The sequence below is a fragment of the Deltaproteobacteria bacterium genome (genome assembly GCA_009929795.1).
In the GTDB taxonomy this organism is placed as follows: domain Bacteria; phylum Desulfobacterota; class Desulfovibrionia; order Desulfovibrionales; family Desulfomicrobiaceae; genus RZZR01.
The window spans coordinates 1-1,450 of sequence record RZZR01000353.1; the positions used below are offsets into that span (position 1 = coordinate 1).

Consider the following 1,450-nt stretch of genomic DNA (forward strand, 5'->3'; position numbering starts at 1 on the left):
GACCACCCTGTGGAGGGAATTGAAGCGTTTCGGTCTCCTCTCCTGAAACAATCAGTTTCAGATTTGCCATCCTCTTTTCTCAATTGAAACATATTGATTCAAATTTTCGCAACAAATTGGTTCAAACAGGTGTCTCGACCAGTGCTCCTTTGCCCAACCGTCTGAATTATCAATTGGAGTTCAAGGGGAACAGTCTTTGCTTTCCTTTCCACGGAGGTTCCTGTGCCCAAAATCGCCCTTTGCCTTCTGCATGACCGCATCGCCCCGAGGTACGACCAGGCCGAACTGCTCCTGGTCCTGACCGTGGCCGAAAACGGCGATGTCCTCCGCCGGGACGCCCTGCCCGTGGACGACACCCCGGTTTTCGACCGTTGCCGCCTCCTGGCCGGGATGGGCGTCCGGGCCATGATCTGCGGCGGCCTTCTCGACGAATGCCGGACCCATCTCTCGGCCCGGGGCATCACCGTCTTCGACAACGTCATCGGCGACACCGACGCGGTGGTCAGGGCCTATGCCGACGGCTCCCTGAAATCCGGAACCATCCTGGACGACATTCCCGACTCAACCGACTCAAGGAGGGACAATGGACATCGGACGAAGAATGTTCCTGAGAATCGCCCTGGCCGGTAGCGCCACGGCGGCCGTGCCCGGCCGGGCCGAGGCCTGGCAGTCCCGGGCCCCTGCCGATCCCTTCGGCTGTCTGGTCGATCTGACCCGCTGCGTGGGCTGCCGCAAATGCGAACAGGCCTGCAACGAGGTCAACCAACTGCCCAAACCGGCCCTGCCCTTCGACGACAAACGGATTCTGGACACCAAACGGCGCATGGACGCCACCAGCCTGACCGTGGTCAACCGGTACTATGCCGGCAAGGTGGACGACCAGAACAACCTGGTGCCGACCTTCGTCAAGCTCCAGTGCATGCACTGCCAGGATCCGGCCTGCGTCTCGGCCTGCATCACCGGGGCCCTGTCCAAGAAGGACAACGGCGCCGTGCACTACGACGTGACCAAGTGCATCGGCTGCCGGTACTGCATGGTGGCCTGTCCCTTCGAGGTCCCGGCCTACGAATACGACGATCCCCTGACCCCAAGGGTCATGAAATGCACCTTCTGCTTCGAGCGCATCTCCAAGGAAGGCGGTCTGCCCGGGTGCGCCCAGGTCTGTCCGGTGGAGGCCATCACCTTCGGGAAACGCTCTACAGTGCTCGAACTGGCCAGAAAACGCATCGCCGGCGATCCGGGCCGCTACATCGACCGGATCTACGGCGAACACGAGGCCGGAGGCACCTCTTGGCTCTACATCTCCGGAGAACCCTTTGAAAAAACAGGCCTCCTGGAGGTTCCGGCCCGACCCATGCCCCAGACCGCCGAGACCATCCAGCACTCGGTCTACGCCTACCTCTGGGCCCCCATCACCCTCTACGCCGCCCTGGGCGGCATCATGCGCCTG

At 61.8% G+C, this 1,450-nt stretch carries 2 protein-coding genes; both read left to right on the top strand.

The genetic code is table 11. The features are described 5' to 3' along the window. Positions 1-222 precede the first annotated feature (222 nt). Positions 223-630 carry a hypothetical protein gene (locus tag EOM25_14940; protein NCC26474.1) on the top strand — a complete coding sequence of 136 codons (408 nt, stop codon included), beginning with the start codon at positions 223-225 and terminating at the stop codon, positions 628-630. Continuing rightward, positions 584-1,450 (top strand): 4Fe-4S dicluster domain-containing protein (locus EOM25_14945; protein NCC26475.1); only part of this gene is annotated, 867 nt, incomplete at its 3' end. The genes EOM25_14940 and EOM25_14945, both read left to right, overlap by 47 nt.